Source organism: Brevundimonas sp. (genome assembly GCF_004210735.1).
In the GTDB taxonomy this organism is placed as follows: domain Bacteria; phylum Pseudomonadota; class Alphaproteobacteria; order Caulobacterales; family Caulobacteraceae; genus Brevundimonas.
Genome location: NZ_SDZL01000160.1, coordinates 1 through 1,032, shown reverse-complemented (window position 1 = coordinate 1,032; position 1,032 = coordinate 1). Strand labels below are relative to the sequence as shown.

Here is a 1,032-nt window from a genome sequence, read left to right as displayed (position 1 = left end):
GGCGAGATCCCCCTGCCTGAACGCATCGCCTACTGGTCCGTCCTGATGCTGATCGGCGCCATGACCAGCCTGGTCGTCACCCCGCTGGTGTTCGAGAAGTGGCTGGTGAAGTTCCACCCCGCCGTGCCGATCATCGTCGTCTCGGCCATCATCTCCCTGCCCATCACGGCCGGCCTCGTCGTGATCGACGCGATTGGCGACGGCACGGTCGCCTCACCGCCCTGGTGGGCGCAACAATACCTGTATGTTCTGGTAATCTCGGCGATCCTGACCACCGGCGCTTGGGCCGTGGACAGGTTCCAGGACCAGAAGAAAGCCACCGCCGACGCCTCGCTCGCGGCGACCACCTCCCCGCAAGCCGCCCCGTCCGGCTCCGCCTTCGCCGCCCGCCTGCCGGTCAAGTTCCGCGCCGCGCAGGTCTACGCCGTCTCGGCGGAAGACCACTACCTCCGCGTCCACACCAGCGCGGGCGAGACCATGGTCCTGATGCGCCTCGCTGATGCCGTCCGCGAGCTCGCCGCCCTCGAAGGCCAGCAGACCCACCGCTCCTGGTGGGTCGCCCGCCAGGGTCTCGCCGACGTCGCCAGAGGCGATGGCAAGGTCACGCTCAAACTGAAATCCGGCGCCGAAGCCCCCGTCAGCCGCACTTACCAGAAAGCCGTCAAGGACGCGGGCTGGCTCTAGCCCTCGTAGTCGCTCTCGAACGCAATGTCCGGCAACGCCGCGCGCAGCTTCGGTAGCAACGCCCTCACCCGATGCCCGAACGGCGGATTGTCCTCATACCCGAACATGGTGCGATCCGGCGCCACCGGCTCGCCGCTCGCCGGATTGTCCCAGTCGAACGTGTCGTCATAATCCCGCACCAGCTGCTCGATCTCGGCCCGCAGCTCCGGCGACACATCCAGCATATCGGCCTCGACCGGATACCCGAACCGCGCCTTCGCCGCATCGTCATACGCCCAGAGCAGCACGCCCGAACCCGCATCGAAGAACAGGCGCAGCAGCATGGTCAGATCCGCGCGTGCCGTTCCT

The 1,032-nt window shown here is 67.3% G+C and carries 2 protein-coding genes; one reads left to right on the top strand and one right to left on the bottom strand.

The annotated features are described in order from the left end of the window. The coding region (locus tag EON91_RS14610; protein WP_292096160.1) for a LytTR family DNA-binding domain-containing protein at nucleotides 1-684 on the top strand (684 nt) is incomplete at its 5' end. Here the strand turns inward: EON91_RS14610 and EON91_RS14605 are convergent. Then, on the bottom strand, nucleotides 681-1,032 hold a 352-nt coding region (locus EON91_RS14605; RefSeq protein WP_292096157.1), incomplete at its 5' end, for a hypothetical protein. The two genes, EON91_RS14610 and EON91_RS14605, sit on opposite strands and share 4 nt — an antisense overlap.